Annotated in this window: 10 protein-coding genes; 4 read left to right on the top strand and 6 right to left on the bottom strand. The window is 71.2% G+C overall.

Translation table 11 applies throughout. From position 1 onward, the window contains the following. The first annotated feature begins 2 nt into the window (after positions 1 to 2). Positions 3 to 1736 (top strand): hypothetical protein, encoded by a 1734-nt coding sequence (locus AC5WS8_RS01000; protein WP_496101309.1) that lies wholly within the window; start codon positions 3 to 5, stop codon positions 1734 to 1736. A gap of 108 nt (positions 1737 to 1844) precedes the next feature. On the opposite strand, the gene AC5WS8_RS00995 is transcribed toward AC5WS8_RS01000, so the two are convergent. Further along, a complete protein-coding gene (locus tag AC5WS8_RS00995; RefSeq protein WP_496101308.1) occupies positions 1845 to 2543 on the bottom strand; it encodes a nucleoside/nucleotide kinase family protein in 699 nt (232 codons plus the stop codon). 457 nt (positions 2544 to 3000) lie between these two features. Here AC5WS8_RS00995 and AC5WS8_RS00990 point away from each other — a divergent pair, with 457 nt between their 5' ends. Next, positions 3001 to 3741, top strand: coding sequence for an HAD family hydrolase (locus tag AC5WS8_RS00990; RefSeq protein WP_496101307.1), 741 nt, complete (start codon positions 3001 to 3003; stop codon positions 3739 to 3741). Next, positions 3738 to 6095: a glycoside hydrolase family 65 protein gene (locus AC5WS8_RS00985; RefSeq protein ID WP_496101306.1), complete on the top strand. Its 2358-nt coding sequence runs from the start codon at positions 3738 to 3740 to the stop codon at positions 6093 to 6095. Before AC5WS8_RS00990 ends, AC5WS8_RS00985 begins: the two co-directional genes overlap by 4 nt. Before the next feature lie 67 nt (positions 6096 to 6162). Here AC5WS8_RS00985 and AC5WS8_RS00980 read toward each other — a convergent pair whose 3' ends face one another. From AC5WS8_RS00980 to AC5WS8_RS00960, 5 genes are all read right to left on the bottom strand, one after another. Further along, positions 6163 to 7905, bottom strand: a complete 1743-nt coding sequence (locus AC5WS8_RS00980; RefSeq protein WP_496101305.1) for an RICIN domain-containing protein — start codon at positions 7903 to 7905, stop codon at positions 6163 to 6165. Positions 7906 to 7975: 70 nt separating this feature from the next. After that, positions 7976 to 8809: a carbohydrate ABC transporter permease gene (locus AC5WS8_RS00975; RefSeq protein ID WP_496101304.1), complete on the bottom strand. Its 834-nt coding sequence runs from the start codon at positions 8807 to 8809 to the stop codon at positions 7976 to 7978. Then, entirely contained in the window at positions 8806 to 9789 is a 984-nt protein-coding gene (locus AC5WS8_RS00970) for a carbohydrate ABC transporter permease (RefSeq protein WP_496101303.1), read from the bottom strand. Before AC5WS8_RS00970 ends, AC5WS8_RS00975 begins: the two co-directional genes overlap by 4 nt. A gap of 49 nt (positions 9790 to 9838) precedes the next feature. Further along, positions 9839 to 11095 (bottom strand): sugar ABC transporter substrate-binding protein, encoded by a 1257-nt coding sequence (locus AC5WS8_RS00965; protein WP_496101302.1) that lies wholly within the window; start codon positions 11093 to 11095, stop codon positions 9839 to 9841. A 60-nt stretch (positions 11096 to 11155) separates the two neighbouring features. Then, complete coding sequence (locus AC5WS8_RS00960; protein ID WP_496101301.1) at positions 11156 to 13105, bottom strand: glycoside hydrolase family 127 protein; 1950 nt, start codon at positions 13103 to 13105, stop codon at positions 11156 to 11158. A 267-nt stretch (positions 13106 to 13372) separates the two neighbouring features. On the opposite strand from AC5WS8_RS00960, the gene AC5WS8_RS00955 reads away from it, so the two are divergent. Then, on the top strand, positions 13373 to 14392 hold the full coding sequence (locus AC5WS8_RS00955; protein WP_496101300.1) for a LacI family DNA-binding transcriptional regulator: 1020 nt from the start codon (positions 13373 to 13375) through the stop codon (positions 14390 to 14392). Positions 14393 to 14423: the final 31 nt, after the last annotated feature.

Here is a 14423-nt window from a genome sequence, read left to right as displayed (position 1 = left end):
CCGTGCAGATCACGCTCGACCGCGAGTTCGTCCGCGAGGTGGCCTGCGCCGCCGACCGGCTGGCTGTCCCGCTGGCGGACCGCCCGGACGAAGAGCCGGCCGGTGTGCCTCATCGCGGTCTGGCGCACCGGGTGAAGACACTGCTCGCGGCGTACCGTTCGCGGGACTCGGCGCTGCACGGCCGCAGCCGGGCGATCGCCGCCGCGACCACCCACCTCGGCGCCCTCCGGGCGGTGCAGACCCCCTCCGGCCTCTTCGCCGGCGGGGACAACGTGCAGTCACCCCCGGATTCCGCGTTCACCGTCAATGACGTGTGCGACGCGCACGTCATGGCCGCGAGCGCGGGGCCGGAACTGAGCGAGGTCGCCGCGGCACTGGCCGAGATCGCCGGCGCGGCTTCCCAAAGCCTCCGCACAGGCGGGGTGCACACCCCGAACCACCGATGGGAGCTGTGCGCGGCGCTGGCCCGACTGCACCGGTCGTTCCCTGACGACCGGCTGCTCGACCGAATCGAAGCGTGGCTCGCCGAGGGCGTCGACATCGACGCGGAGGGCCTGTACTCGGAGCGGAGCGCCAACTACGCGGCCCACGTCTCCAACCCGTCGCTGCTGCTGCTGGCCGACGTCCTCGGCCGCGCCGACCTGCGGGATGCCGTCGAACGCAACCTCACCGCGACCCTGGACCTCATCAGACCGGACGGCACAGTGGAAACCGTCCACTCACGGCGGCAGGACCAGAACCATCGGTTCCCGCTGGCGCCCTACCTGCCGCACTACCGGCTGCTCGCGATCCGTACCGGCCGGGGCGACTTCAGCCGAGCGGCCCGGCTGGCGGCAGCCTGCGGCATCGACGACCCCAATCTGCTCGCGGAGACCCTCCTCACGCCCGACCTGTGCCGCACGCTGCCGGCACCGGCGCAGGAAACCCTTCCCCGCGACCGGTACGTCACCACGGCACGCCTTGCCTCACATGCCTCCGCGGCCGCGCACACCGTGGTCTACGGCGGCTCCGACGTGCCCGAGCACCGGCGCATCCGCTCGGGCCTCGCCAACAACCCGACCTTCCTGCGGCTGTTCGCGGGCGACGCCGTCCTCGACGCGGTCCGGCTCTCGCGCGGATTCTTCGACATGGGCCCGTTCCGTGCCACGGACATGCGACAGCTCTCCGACGGCCGGTACCGGCTCACCGAAACCCTGACGGCCGCCTACTACCAGCCGCTTCCGCCGGGCGAACGGCGATCCGACGGCGCCTACCGGGTGACGGACGAGGGACGCTTCTCGGCCGCGATGGCCTTCCCGGACCGGCCGCGGGACGAGCTGACGCTGACGACCGGCATCGACGTGGACCTCCGAGAAGACGGTGCCGACCTGCGGATCGACATCCGCGGCCCACGGGTGCCGTGGGCGCTCGAACTGACCTTCCGGCCGGGCGGCGAACTGCATGGCGCCGTACCCATCGGCGACGGGCACTGGTGTCTCAGTACCGGACCACTGACCTACCGGGCGGGCGACAGCGAGATCCGTGTCGAAGTCGGCGTCCACGCCGGGGAGCCGCTCGCGGGGCCGGACCGGAACGACATCCTGCGGTACGACCCGGGTCAGGACTACACCCTGCCCGGCGGAACCGACGCGATGACCGGGGAACGGGTCTACGTCGGTGGACACGGTCCGCACACGCTGGGCGTCGCACTGCGTGCTCGTCGACGGGAGCCGGTCGCGGCACTTCGGAACCGATGACGTGGCGGTCGCCCGGTGGTCCTGCGGATGGCCCACGACCGGCGGCCCGTCGGGCGACGCGAGCGGCGAGTAGGTGCCGGCGATGCACGCCTGACCCACGCGGGACGCTCAGCGTTTCGGGCGGGTGAGCGGCTCCTGGCCCGGCATGGCCGGGGGCGGCCCGTACGGTGCCGGCAGAGCCGTCCCCGGTACGATCAGGTCCGCCCGGTCCCGGGTCGCCGCGATCAGCTCCGCGTTGCGCTGGTCGGTGCCCAGCGCCCACGCCACCGCCGCGTCGTGGTCCTTGCCGAACTCCTCGTGCCGGGCCACCAGTCGCCGGACGCGCTCCTCCTCCGCGGTCTCGCAGAACCACACCTCGTCCAGGTGTGCGCGCACACGGGCCCACGCCCCCGTGCCGAGCAGCAGGTAGTTGCCCTCCGTCACGACCAGCCGGGCCGACGGCGGCACCGGGATCGCACCCGCGATCGGCTGCTCCAGGACCCGCTCGAAGCCGGGCGCGTACACGGTCTCGCCCTCCTGCTCCTCGTGCAGCCGCCGCAGCAGCGCGGCGTACCCCGCCGCGTCGAAGGTGTCGGCCGCGCCCTTGCGGTCGCGGAGCCCCAGCCGGTCCAGTTCGACGTCGGCCAGGTGGAAGCCGTCCATGGGGACGTGCGCCACCCATGCCGGCCCGTCCCCGTTCAGCTCGCGGACCAGGTGCTCGGCGAGCGTCGTCTTGCCCGCTCCCGGGCTGCCGGTGATGCCGAGGACCGCACGGCGGCCGGGGCCGGCGAGGGACACGGCACGGTCGAGGAGATCGTCGAAGGTCATGAGTACGTCGCTCGCTGCCGGGTGGGGGCGGTGGCCCGTGAGGGGCGGGCCGGGTCTCCGCCATTGCACCAGAGCTCGCGCCCGATCGCGAGGCCGGTGATCCCGCCAGACACCCATCGGACGTTATGTCCGGAAACGTCGCTGATGTGTGGGGTGATGGGTCGTGGACGCCCTCTCCACGCACGCACGCGGCCGCGCCCACACCGGCGGGCGGTCCACGCGGCCCCAGCCGCTCCTCGGGGCGCGCCCCGACACCCCCGGCCCCGGACCCGGCGTCCGCCGCGCCCTCACCCGAGCCGCCGCCCTCGGCGACCGGTTCCTCGGCAGCGGGAAGGGGCTCGCTCTGACGCCCCGTCCGTTCCTCCGTCGGCCGGGGGCCCTGCCGACGGAGTGTCGAGAAGACGCAATGTGGCACTCGCCACCCTCTGCCCGGCTTTCTTGAGGGAAGGTGGCTCCTATGACGAAGCTCGGTCTCCCGGACGGTATCCAGGCCTGCCTCTTCGACCTCGACGGGGTCATCACCAAGACCGCCGTCGTCCACGCGGCCGCGTGGAAAAGGACGTTCGACGACTTTCTGCACACGCGGGAAGGGGAGGACTTCCGCCCCTTCGACGACACCACCGACTACGACGAGTACGTGGACGGCCGTCCCCGCGCCGACGGCGTCCGCACCTTCCTCGCCTCCCGCGGCATCCAGCTGCCGGAGGGCGCCCCCGACGACCCCCCCGACCGGCAGACCGTGCACGGCCTCGGCAACCGGAAGAACGAACTGCTCCTGGAACTGATCCGCACCCGCGGCGTCGATTCCTACGACGGCACCATCCGGTACATCGGCGCCGTACGGGCCGCGGGGCTGCGCACGGCGGTGGTCTCCTCCAGTGCCAACTGCCGTGACGTGTTGCGGTCGATCGACGCCGAGCACCTCTTCGACGTACGCATCGACGGGGTCGTGGCCGCCGAACGGCACCTGCCCGGCAAACCGCGCCCGGACACCTTCCTCGCCGCCGCCCACGACCTCGGCGTGGAACCCAAGGCCGCCGCCGTCTTCGAGGACGCCCTCGCCGGCATGGACGCCGGGCGCTCCGGTCACTTCGGCTACGTCGTCGGCCTGGACCGCGTCGGGCAGGCGGACGCACTGCGCGCCCACGGTGCCGACGTGGTCGTACCCGACCTGGTGGACCTGGGGGAGTGGTCGTGATCACGCACAATTCGTACGCCGTCGAGCCGTGGACGCTGCGCGAACGCGGCCTGAACCTGGACGTCCTGCCGCAGAGCGAGTCGGTGTTCGCGTTGTCCAACGGGCACGTCGGCTGGCGTGGCAACCTCGACGAGGGAGAACCGCACGGACTGCCGGGCAGCTACCTCAACGGCGTCCACGAGACCCACCCACTGCCCTACGCCGAAGCGGGCTACGGCTACCCGGAGTCCGGGCAGACCGTCATCAACGTCACCAACGGCAAGATCATCCGACTGCTCGTGGACGACGAGCCCTTCGACCTGCGCTACGGCCGGCTGCGCTCCCACGAACGCGTCCTCGACCTGCGCACCGGACTGCTCACCCGGACCTGCGAGTGGACCTCGCCGGCCGGCTCCACGGTCCGCGTACGCTCCACCCGCCTCGTCTCCTTCACCCAGCGCGCCATCGCGGCCGTCGCCTACGAGATCGAGCCCGTCGGCGATCCCGCCCGGATCGTCGTCCAGTCGGAGCTGGTCGCCAACGAGCAACTGCCCGGTCGCGACCGGGACCCACGGGCGGCGATCGTGCTGGAGTCCCCGCTGGAGGCCGAGGAGAACTTCGCCAAGAGCACCCGGCTGCGGCTGGTGCACCGCACGCGCAGGAGCGGTCTGAGGGTCGGCGCCGCCGCCGACCACATCGTCACCGGACCCGACCCCACCACGACCGAGAGCGAGGCCACCGACGACCTCGCCCGTCTCACCATCGCCTCCGCGCTCGCCCCGGGCCAGAAGCTGCGGGTGGAGAAGTTCGTCTCCTACGGCTGGTCCGGCACCCGCTCCCTGCCCGCGATCAGCGACCAGGTGGACGCCGCGCTCGCCGCCGCCACCAGCGTCGGCTGGTCAGGTCTCGTCGCCGAACAACGCGCATATCTGGACGAGTTCTGGGCGCGCTCGGACGTCGAGATCGACGGGAACGAGCAGATCCAGCAGGCGGTGCGCTTCGCTCTCTTCCACGTCCTGCAGGCCGGGGCCCGCGCCGAGCAGCGGGCCATCCCCGCCAAGGGGCTGACCGGCTCCGGCTACGACGGGCACGCCTTCTGGGACACCGAGATGTTCGTGCTGCCCCCGCTCACCTACACCTCGCCCGACGCCGTCGCCGAGGCGCTGCGCTGGCGGCAGAACACACTGCCCGCCGCCCGTGAGCGCGCCCTCCAACTGGGCCTGCGCGGCGCCGCGTTCCCGTGGCGGACCATAGAGGGATCGGAGGGGTCGGCGTACTGGCCGGCCGGAACCGCCGCCTTCCATGTCAACGCCGACATAGCCGACGCCGTCGTCCGCTATGTCGCCGCCACCGGCGACGAGCGCTTCGAACGCGACACCGGGGTGGAACTCCTGGTGGAGACGGCCCGGTTGTGGCGGTCGCTCGGCCACCACGACCACCACGGCACCTTCCACATCGACGGGGTGACCGGCCCCGACGAGTACAGCGCGATCGCCGACGACAACACGTACACCAACCTGATGGCCCGTGCCAACCTGCTGGCCGCCGCCGACGTGGTCGAGCGTCATCCGCGCCGCGCCGAGGAGCTGGGCGTCGACGACGAGGAGGCCGCGGCCTGGCGGGACGCCGCCGAGGCGATGCGCATCCCGTACAACCAGGAACTCGGGGTGCACGAGCAGCATGCCGGGTTCACCCGCTACCAGCGCTGGGACTTCGCCTCGACCCGCGCCGACCAGTATCCGCTGATGCTGCACTTCCCGTACTTCGACCTGTACCGCAAGCAGGTCGTCAAGCAGGCCGATCTGGTGCTGGCGATGTACACGTGCAGCGCCTTCTTCGACGCGGAGCACAAGGCGCGCAACTTCGCCTACTACGAACCCCTCACCGTCCGCGACTCGTCGCTGTCCGCCTGCTGCCAGGCGGTCATGGCGGCCGAGACGGGCCATATGCGGCTCGCCTACGACTATCTGCACGAGGCAGCGCTGATGGACCTGCACGACCTGGAGCACAACACACGCGACGGTCTGCACATCGCGTCCCTCGCCGGCACCTGGATGGCGCTCGTCGCGGGTTTCGGCGGCATGCGCCACCACGGGCAGCGGATCGCGTTCGCCCCGCGCCTGCCGGAGCGGTTCGGCCGCCTCGCCTTCACGCTGCAACTGCGGGGCCGCCGACTGCGGGTGGAGATCGGCCGCACCGCGGCCACCTACACCCTGCAGAACGGCGACCCGCTGACCATCCACCACCACGGCGAGCCGCTCACCGTCGACGCGGACAAGCCGCAGACCCTGGAGATCCCGCCGCTCGGGCCCCGCCCGGCACCGGACCAGCCACCGCACCGGCGCCCGAACAGCCCTGACCTGAAGGCGGGTTGAGGCCGAAGGCCACGCGACGCCGCTCACCGTGCCGGACCGGCACGGTGAGCGGCGGCTCGACCCGACCTCAGCGCGAGGTCAGCTTCCACAGGTGGTCGGTCGTGCCGTTGTCGGACCACTGCAGAACCCGGGCGCCGGAGGACGTGCTCATGTTCGTCACGCCCAGCAGCAGCCCGCTGTTGTAGTTGGCGATCTTGTAGTAGCCGTCACCGGACGGGATGAGCTGCCAGAGGTGGTCGTCGGTGCCGTTGTCGCCCCAGATCAGGGCCGTGCCGCCGTTACCGGTGCTCATGTTCTGGATGCCGAGCAGCAGGCCGCTGGACTGCTGGACGATCTTGTACAGGCCGCGGCCTGCCGACACCAGCGTCCAGTTCTGGTCGCTGCCGCTGGTGGCGGTCGCCTGGACGACGGACGTGCCCTGAGCGGTGCCCGCGTTCTGGGTGTCCAGGGCCAGACCGCTGTTCCTGTTGGTGATCCGGTAGCGGCCGGCCAGCGAGTTGGAGGTGCCGGTGGGGGTGACGACGATGTGGTAGCCGTCGGAGGCGTTCATCGCCACCGGCACCGTGATCGAGCCGTTCGAGACCGTGTGGTCGGTGTCGGAGACGGTGACCGGGCCGGACACCGCCGTCGTGCGGTCCTTCGACGGCGTGTACTCCAGCTTCACGTGCACCGTGCTGCCGAACGCCGACAGGGAGTCCAGACCGTTGATCGTCACCGCGCAGGAGCCGGTGCAGCCGCCGGCGACGACGCTGATCCGGTTGCCGGAGCCGTTGAGGGAGGCCATGCCGTCGATGCCCGTCTGGGCCGGGGGAGTGGTGACGAGCATGTTCCCGGACATGTCGCCGTACCACCTGTACGCCCAGTACGCGCCGTTGGGTGAGCCGCCGGTGTCGGTGAGGGTGTCTCCGAGTGTGCCGTAGTGGTTCCAGAAGGCCAGCTCGGCGTCGTGCACTCCGGCCCGCTCGAACTTGGCGGCGTACCCGATCAGCGGCCCGGGCACGCCGACCTCTCCGGTGGTCCCGTACTCCTCGATGGCGATCGGGCGCGGGCCGATACCGAGGCTCGACTCCAGCGCGCGGTACGCCGACACGTGCGCGGCGATGTTGCCCGCCCCTTGCAGCTCGTGCCAGGAGATGATGTCGGGCACGGTGCCGGAGGCCTTGGCGTCGGTGAGGAACCGGCTCATCCAGCTCTGGTTCCAGACCGAGTAACTCGGGCCCTGTACGGGGGTTCTGGTGTCCTTGCCGCGGACCTCCTTGTACGTCCGCGCCCAGCCGGCGTCGAAGTCGCCCGCGTGGGTGGTGTCCCACGTCCAGTCGGGTTCGTTCCACAGCTCGTACCCGGCGATGTCGGTGGCCCCGGACCCCTGCACGGACGCGACCTGCTGGTCCACGGCCGACAGCCAGTCGCTCCAACTGACCCACTTGTACGGGAAGTTCGGGTACCAGTCCGGCATGCGGACGACGACCTTGGCGCCCGCCCGGGCGGCCTTGGCCGCCACGACCAGCGCGTCCCCGGCGGGCTTGGGCTCCCCGTTGGGGAGCTGGTGGCCGCCCGGGGCCATCTGCACGAAGGTGTTCGGCTTCAGCGGGGTGACCAGGCTGTCGGCCGGGGTGCTGTCGTCGGCGAGGCCGTAGAGGCTGCCGGTCGCGACATGGGTGACCGGGCGGAGGATCTGGTCGGCGTTCACCACCAGGGTGGTCGAGGACGTCGGGGACGCCTGGACGGGTGAGGCGGTGGCGAGGCCGGAGGCGAGGACTGCGGTGGCGACGGTGGCGGTCAGGCCGACGCGTCTGTGAGTGCGGCTCATGAAGGGCCTCCCGAGCAGGGGGAACAGGGGGAACAGGGGGAATGCCGGTTTTGGTCCGTCCTGGACGGACTCAGTCCTTGACGGCGCCGGCGGTCACACCGGCGGCCACATAGCGCTGTGCGAGGACCAGCAGAACGGCTGCGGGGATCGACGCGACGACGGCGGTGGCCATGATCGCGTTCCATTCCTGGTTGTTGTTGCCGATGTAGTGGTAGATGCCGAGGGTGATCGGGCGCAGGTCGCCGCCGCCGTCGAGGGTGTTGGCGAAGACGAAGTCGGACCAGGCCCACAGGAAGCCGAAGAGTGAGACGGTGACCACGGCGTTGCGGCTCACGGGGAGCACGACGGACCGGAAGGTGCGCCAGGTGCCCGCGCCGTCGATGCGGGCCGCGGCGATGAGTTCGCCGGGGATGCCCGACATGAACGCCGTGAAGATCATGACGCCGAAGGGCACGGCGATGGTCGAGTCCGCGATGATCAGCCCCCACCAGGAGTTGAGCAGGTGGAGGTCGAGGAAGATCCCGTAGAAGCCCATCGCCATGACGATGCCGGGGATCATCTGGGCGACCAGCAGGGCGAGGCCGAGGAGTCCGCCGCCCCGGGGCCGCAGCCTGGCCAGCGCGAAGCCGGCCGGGGCGGCGAGGACCAGGGTGAGGACGACCGTGCCCAGGCCGATCAGCAGGCTCGTGCCGAGGTACGGCATCTGGTCGTCGAGAACGGCCCGGTAGCCCTCGAAGGTGGGGTGCAGCGGGAGGAGGTCGGGCGGGCTCTTGCGCATGTCCTGCTGTGGGGTGAGGGACACGTTCAGCATCCAGTACACCGGGAACAGCATCACGGCGGTGAGCAGGACGCCGATGACGGTGTGGAGGCGCGAGCGCCGGGCGGAGCCACGGTGGGCGGTCATGCTTCCTGCCTCCTCTGGACACGGATGTACAGCAGACCGAAGACGAGGGCCATGAGGATGAGGATGTTGCCGACGGCGGCCCCGGGCCCGAACTTCGGCAGCAGCGTGCCGAAGCCGAGTTGGTAGGACCAGGTGGCCAGGGTGGACGAGGCGTCGCCCGGGCCTCCCTTCGTCGTGATCCAGATCAGGTCGAACACCTTGAGGGTGTAGACGAGGCCGAGCAGCAGGGTGATCGCCGAGACCGGGCGCAGCAGCGGGAAGGTGACGCGCCGGAACTGCTGCCAGGCGCTCGCCCCGTCCAGCGACGCCGCCTCGTACAGCTCCGCGGGGATGTTCTGCAGACCGCTGTGGAGGATGACCAGGTTGAAGGGGATGCCGATCCAGATGTTGGCGATGATGACGGAGGTCAGGGCCCAGTCGGGGGAGGTGAGCCAGTCCACCGGTGCCACGCCGACGAGGTGGAGGGCGTAGTCGATGACGCCGGATTCGCTGTTGAACATCCATGACCAGGTCGAGGCCGACACGATCAGTGGCAGCAGCCAGGGGATCAGGAACAGGGCCCGGAGTGTGCCGGCCAGGCGGAAGCGCCGGTTGAAGAAGACCGCGAGGGCGAGCCCGGCCGTGTACTGGAACGCGATCGACACGAAGGTGAAGATCAAGGTGTGGCGCATCGCCGGGCCGAACGTCGGATCGTCGAGGACGGTCCTGAAGTTGTCCAGCCCGGAGAACGGCGCGTCGCCCGACACGAACGAGCGGACGGTGTAGTCGCGCAGGCTCAGGTCGAGGTTGCGGTAGAGCGGGTAGAGGTAGAAGGCGGCGAGGTACACGACCAGAGGAGCGAGGAAGGCCAGTGCGGTCAGCCGGCTCCTGCGGCGCTGGCGGCGCCGCAGTGCCGACGAGTCCTTGCCGTGAGCGGCGCCGGTCGCCCCGGACCTGGCCGGGGACCGCCGGGAGCGGCGGTCGACGCGGGCGAGGGTCATGCGAACTCCTGGATGCGGGTGGCGTGTCCGGGGCGGGCGCGTGGCGGTGTCAGCTCTTGCCCTTGGCGGCAGCCGTCTGCGCGGTGCCGAGCGCGTCCTGCGGGCTCTTGCTGCCGGACAGGGCGGCCTGCACGGCGGTCCACAGCGGCTGGGAGATGGTTGGGTACTTGGTGCCCAGGCCGTTGCTGGTGCGACCGCGCGCCGCGGCCACCGCGGCCACCCACGGCTTCAGCTCGGGGTTCGCCTTCACCTGCTCGGCCTGTACCTCCTGGGTGGGGGCGACGTACATCAGGGTGTTGTCCGTCGACAGCAGGTTGGCGGAGTTGGTCAGACACGTGACGATCTTCTTGCTGGCGTCGTAGCGGGAGCTGTCCTTCTGCACCGGGACGGTGACGAACTCGCCGCCGGTCGGAACGGGTGCGGGACCGCCGTTCTGCCCCGGGATGCCGATGACCCCGTACGGGAACCCGGCCTTCGCCGCGTTTCCGAGCTGCCAGGTGCCGTTCTCGCCGAACGCGTAGTCACCGGTGGCGAACTCCTGCCAGCTGGTGGTCTGCGTGTTCTGCAGGACGTCCTTGGGCGCGTAGCCCCCGTCGACCCACTGCTTCCACAGCGTCAGGGCGGCCGCGCCCTTGGCCGAGTCGAGCTTGGTCAGGTCGGCGCCGGCGCCCCAGAACCACGGCAGGAACTGGAAGCTGCCCTCTTCCGTGTTGATGGCGGAGAAGGTGATGCCCTTCTTGCCGGCCGCCTTGACCTTTCTCAGGGCCGCCGTCAGGGACGCCCAGTCCTTGACGGCGGCGGGGTCGACGTGGGCGGCGGCCAGGACTTTCTTGTTGTAGTAGAGGGCGAGCGTGTTGGCGCCGATCGGGACGCCGTAGGCGGAGCCGTCGATCACGCCCGCGCCGATGATGTTCTTCTGCATCGACGACGTGTCCAGGCCCAGGTCGCTGGTCTTGTTGAGGATCCCCGCCTCCACGAGCGTGGAGACGACAGGGTTGTCCACGAGCATCACGTCCGGCGCGTTGCCCTGCTGGGCGGCCAGCAGCGCCTTGTTGCCCAGGTCCGTGGTGTCCATGCCGGTGCGCTCGACCTTGACGCCGGCGTCCGTGCCGCACTTGCTGACGAGCTTGCCCCACGCCGAGGAGGCGTCGAACTGCGGGTACGGGTCCCAGAAGGTGTACGTCGCCCCCGACTTGCCGGACGAGGAGGAGGGAGAGGAGCCCGAACCGCCGCCGCAGGCGGTGGCGGAGGCAAGGGTGCCGATGACGGCGACGGCGGCGAGCAGGGCGGGACGGGTGTGTCTCACGGTTGACCTCGTTGTCTCGGGGTGTGGCGGGGCTTGGCTGGGGCGGGGAGGAGGAGCGCGTCAGGAGGTCGGCAGCCAGACGCGCATGCTGCCGTCCTGGCGGTTGGCCCAGGCGTAGTAGGGGATCGCGGTCAGCTCGAGAGGCTCGCCGGCCGAGGGGTCCTCGGTGGTCTCCGCGATCCGGTACGGCCACCAGCCGGCGTCTCGGACGCGCCGGCGGTGTCCGGCGGCCACGACGGTGGTGACACCGTCGAGCAGGTCCGGGCGGTGTTTCACGGCGAGCGGGCGGGTGGTGTCGATGACGACGTCGTCCAGACCGCCGCCGGGGTGGTCGACCTGCTCCAGGCAGTACACGAGCGGCCCGCGTTCGATCGCCACACAGCCCCGTACGGCGTCCACGCGCGGGTCGGCCGCGGTGAGGCGGGGATCGAGGACGAGTTCGAGGACGGCCTGGTCACCGGGTGCCCAGGTGCGCTCCAGCCGCAGCCAGCCGTCGGTGAGGGGCGCGTCGGTCCGGTCGTACGCCGTGTCCCCGACCCGGAGGCGGTACTCGCGGCACCACTGCGGAACACGCAGCGAGAGCGTCCACGGCCGGTCCTCGGGGGTCTCCTCGACGATGAGGGCGATCGCGCCGTGCCAGGGGTAGTCCGTCACGGCGCTCACGGCGACCGGGGCCCCGTCGATGTCGCCCTCGTAGCGTCCGGTGACGTACTGGTGGATCTGCAGACCGCCTGCGTCGGCCGAGGCGAGATAGTGCTCCAGGGAGGCCAGCAGCCGCATGACGTTCGGCGGGCAGCAGGCGCAGCGGAACCAGCGGGTGCGGCGGGCCGACTGGTCGCCGCCGGTGTCGGTGTGGCCGTCGCGCACCTGGAGCGGGTTGACGTACAGCCAGCGCTCGCCGTCCAGGGAGACACCGGCGAGGAAACCGTTGTACAGGGTGCGTTCGATCAGGTCGGAGTAGCGGGCCTCGCCGGTGAGCAGCGCCATGCGCCAGCTCCACTGCACGGAGGCGATGGCGGCGCAGGTCTCGCAGTAGGCGCGTTCGTTGGGCAGCTCGTACGGGTCGCCGAAGTCCTCCTCGTCGTGGTGGGCGCCGAGCCCGCCGGTCAGATGGGTCTTGGTGGCGGTCATCGCCTGCCACAACCGCTCGGCGGCGGCGCGCAGACCGGCGTCCCCGGTCTCGGTCGCCAGGTCGGCCGCGGCGGCCAGCAGGTAGAGCTGGCGTACGGCGTGTCCCTCGACGTTCGTGGCCTCGCGCAGCGGCACGCGGTCCTGGCAGTACGCCTCGCCGCCGAGCAGGCCGTGGCCGTGGCGGTCGACGAAGTATTCGGCGAGGTCCAGGTAGCGGCGTTCGCCGGTCTCCCGGAACAGCTCGACCAGGGCGGTCTCCACCTCGGGGTGGCCGTCGATGCCGTCGATGGGCCTGCCGCTGCCGGGCGGGCCGAAGACCGAGTCGATGTGGTCGGCGAAACGGCGGGCCACGTCGAGCAGTTCGGTGCGTCCGGTGGCCCGGTGATGGGCCACCGCGGCCTGGATCAGATGGCCGGCGCAGTACAGCTCGTGGCCCCAGCGCAGGTCCTCGTAGCGCTTGCCACCCTCGCGGAGCTGGAACCAGGTGTTGAGGTAGCCGTCGGGCTGCTGGGCGTGCGCGACCAGCGCGACGATCCGGTCCACCACGTCGGTGAGTTCAGCGTCGTCCTCGGGTGCCGTCCGCTGGGCGAGCTGCCAGGAGGCGGCCTCGAGCCACTTGTAGACGTCGGAGTCCACGAACGGGTAGGCGCCCTGGAACTCGCCCTCGGCGGTGCCCGCAACCGCCCGCAGGTTGTGCAGGTTTCCCGCCGACTCCAGTAGGTGGGGCCCCTGCGGGATGGAGGTGCGTGCGTTGACCTCGCGGCGGGTGTGCCAGAAGCCCTCGCGGATGCCGACGGCGGCGGGGCGCAGCACGGTGTGGGCCCCGGGACCGGGGTGGACCGGGCCCGGGGAGGGCGGGGCGGTGCGTGTGCGGGGCATGGTTCTCCGGAGTGCGTCGCGGGACGGGAGCAGCCGGCGCGGTCGCTTGGGCCGCCTGGAGACAAGGAGTCGAGGAGACAAGGAGACGGAGAAGCGAAGCGGTGCATGTTTGAGCAACCGTTTTTCTGCGGTGAACGTAGTGGACGGAAGCGGGTCGCGGTCAAGGGGAGCGACACGATATTTTTCCGCTTGCTCACGGGCTGGCGCTCAGGCCCGCGCTGCTGCCAGGATGGGTCGCACCGTCACCCCCGAGGAAAAGGTTTGCCCGTGACCTCTGCTGCAGGCGCCCCGTCCGCCGGCCGGGCCAAGCTCGCCGATGTCGCCGCCCTGGCGGGCGTGAGCGTCGGCACGGCGTCGAAGGCGCTGAACGGCGGCGGCAGGATGCGTCCCGAGACCCGGCAGCGGGTGCTCGACGCGGTGGAAGCACTGGATTTCCGGCCCAACCAGCACGCCCAGAGCCTGCACACCGGCCGCAGTTGGACGGTCGGCCTCATGACGACGGACGGCATCGGCCGGTTCAGCACCCCGGTCCTGCTCGGCGCCGAGGACGCGCTCGGCGCCGGAAAGATCTCCGTACTGCTGTGCGACACGCGCGGCGACGCCATCCGGGAGCAGCACCACCTGCGCAACCTGATGGACCGGCGGGTGGACGGCATCATCGTCACCGGCCGCCGCACGGACCCGCGCCCTCCGCTGACCGGCATCGACTCGGTCCCCATCGTCTACGCGCTCTCGCCCTCGACCGACCCGGCCGACACCTCGGTGGTCTCCGACGACCGGGGCGGGGCACACCTCGCCGTCGACCATCTGCTGGGCATCGGCCGCACCCGGGTCGCGCACGTCACCGGCCCGGAGCACCACGCGGCGGCTCGCGACCGCGCCCGCCACACGATCGGGCACCTGGAGCGCTCCTCGCTGGAACTCGCCACCGGGCGGGTCCACTTCGGGGAGTGGAGCGAGGCATGGGGCCGTCGCGCCGCCGACGCCGTCCTGCGCACGGCCCCCGACACGGACGCCTTCTTCTGCGGCAACGACCAGATCGCCCGGGGCGTCACCGACACGCTGCGCGAACGCGGTGTGAGCGTGCCCGGCGACATCGCCGTCGTGGGCTACGACAACTGGGACACCATGGCCCTGGCCAGCCGCCCGCCCCTGACCACCATCGACATGAACCTCGCCGAGATCGGCAGGATCGCCGCCCTGCGCCTGCTGGAGGCCATCGACGCCGAACCGGCGCCCGGGGTGCACACCGTGCCGTGCCGGCTGGTGGTGCGGGAGTCCAGCTGACAGTTCCGCGGGCGCGCGCGGGCTTTCACGC

It is taken from the genome of Streptomyces sp. PTL18, assembly GCF_059510295.1.
This window is presented reverse-complemented; position numbering and strand designations above follow the sequence as displayed.

What these genes read in the sequence shown, in the direction of transcription:
- AC5WS8_RS00995 (WP_496101308.1), bottom strand. Translation starts at nt 2,543, where the DNA reads ATGACCTTCGACGATCTCCTCGACCGTGCCGTGTCCCTCGCCGGCCCC.
- AC5WS8_RS00990 (WP_496101307.1), top strand. Translation starts at nt 3,001, where the DNA reads ATGACGAAGCTCGGTCTCCCGGACGGTATCCAGGCCTGCCTCTTCGAC.
- AC5WS8_RS00980 (WP_496101305.1), bottom strand. Translation starts at nt 7,905, where the DNA reads ATGAGCCGCACTCACAGACGCGTCGGCCTGACCGCCACCGTCGCCACC.
- AC5WS8_RS00975 (WP_496101304.1), bottom strand. Translation starts at nt 8,809, where the DNA reads ATGACCGCCCACCGTGGCTCCGCCCGGCGCTCGCGCCTCCACACCGTC.
- AC5WS8_RS00970 (WP_496101303.1), bottom strand. Translation starts at nt 9,789, where the DNA reads ATGACCCTCGCCCGCGTCGACCGCCGCTCCCGGCGGTCCCCGGCCAGG.
- AC5WS8_RS00960 (WP_496101301.1), bottom strand. Translation starts at nt 13,105, where the DNA reads ATGCCCCGCACACGCACCGCCCCGCCCTCCCCGGGCCCGGTCCACCCC.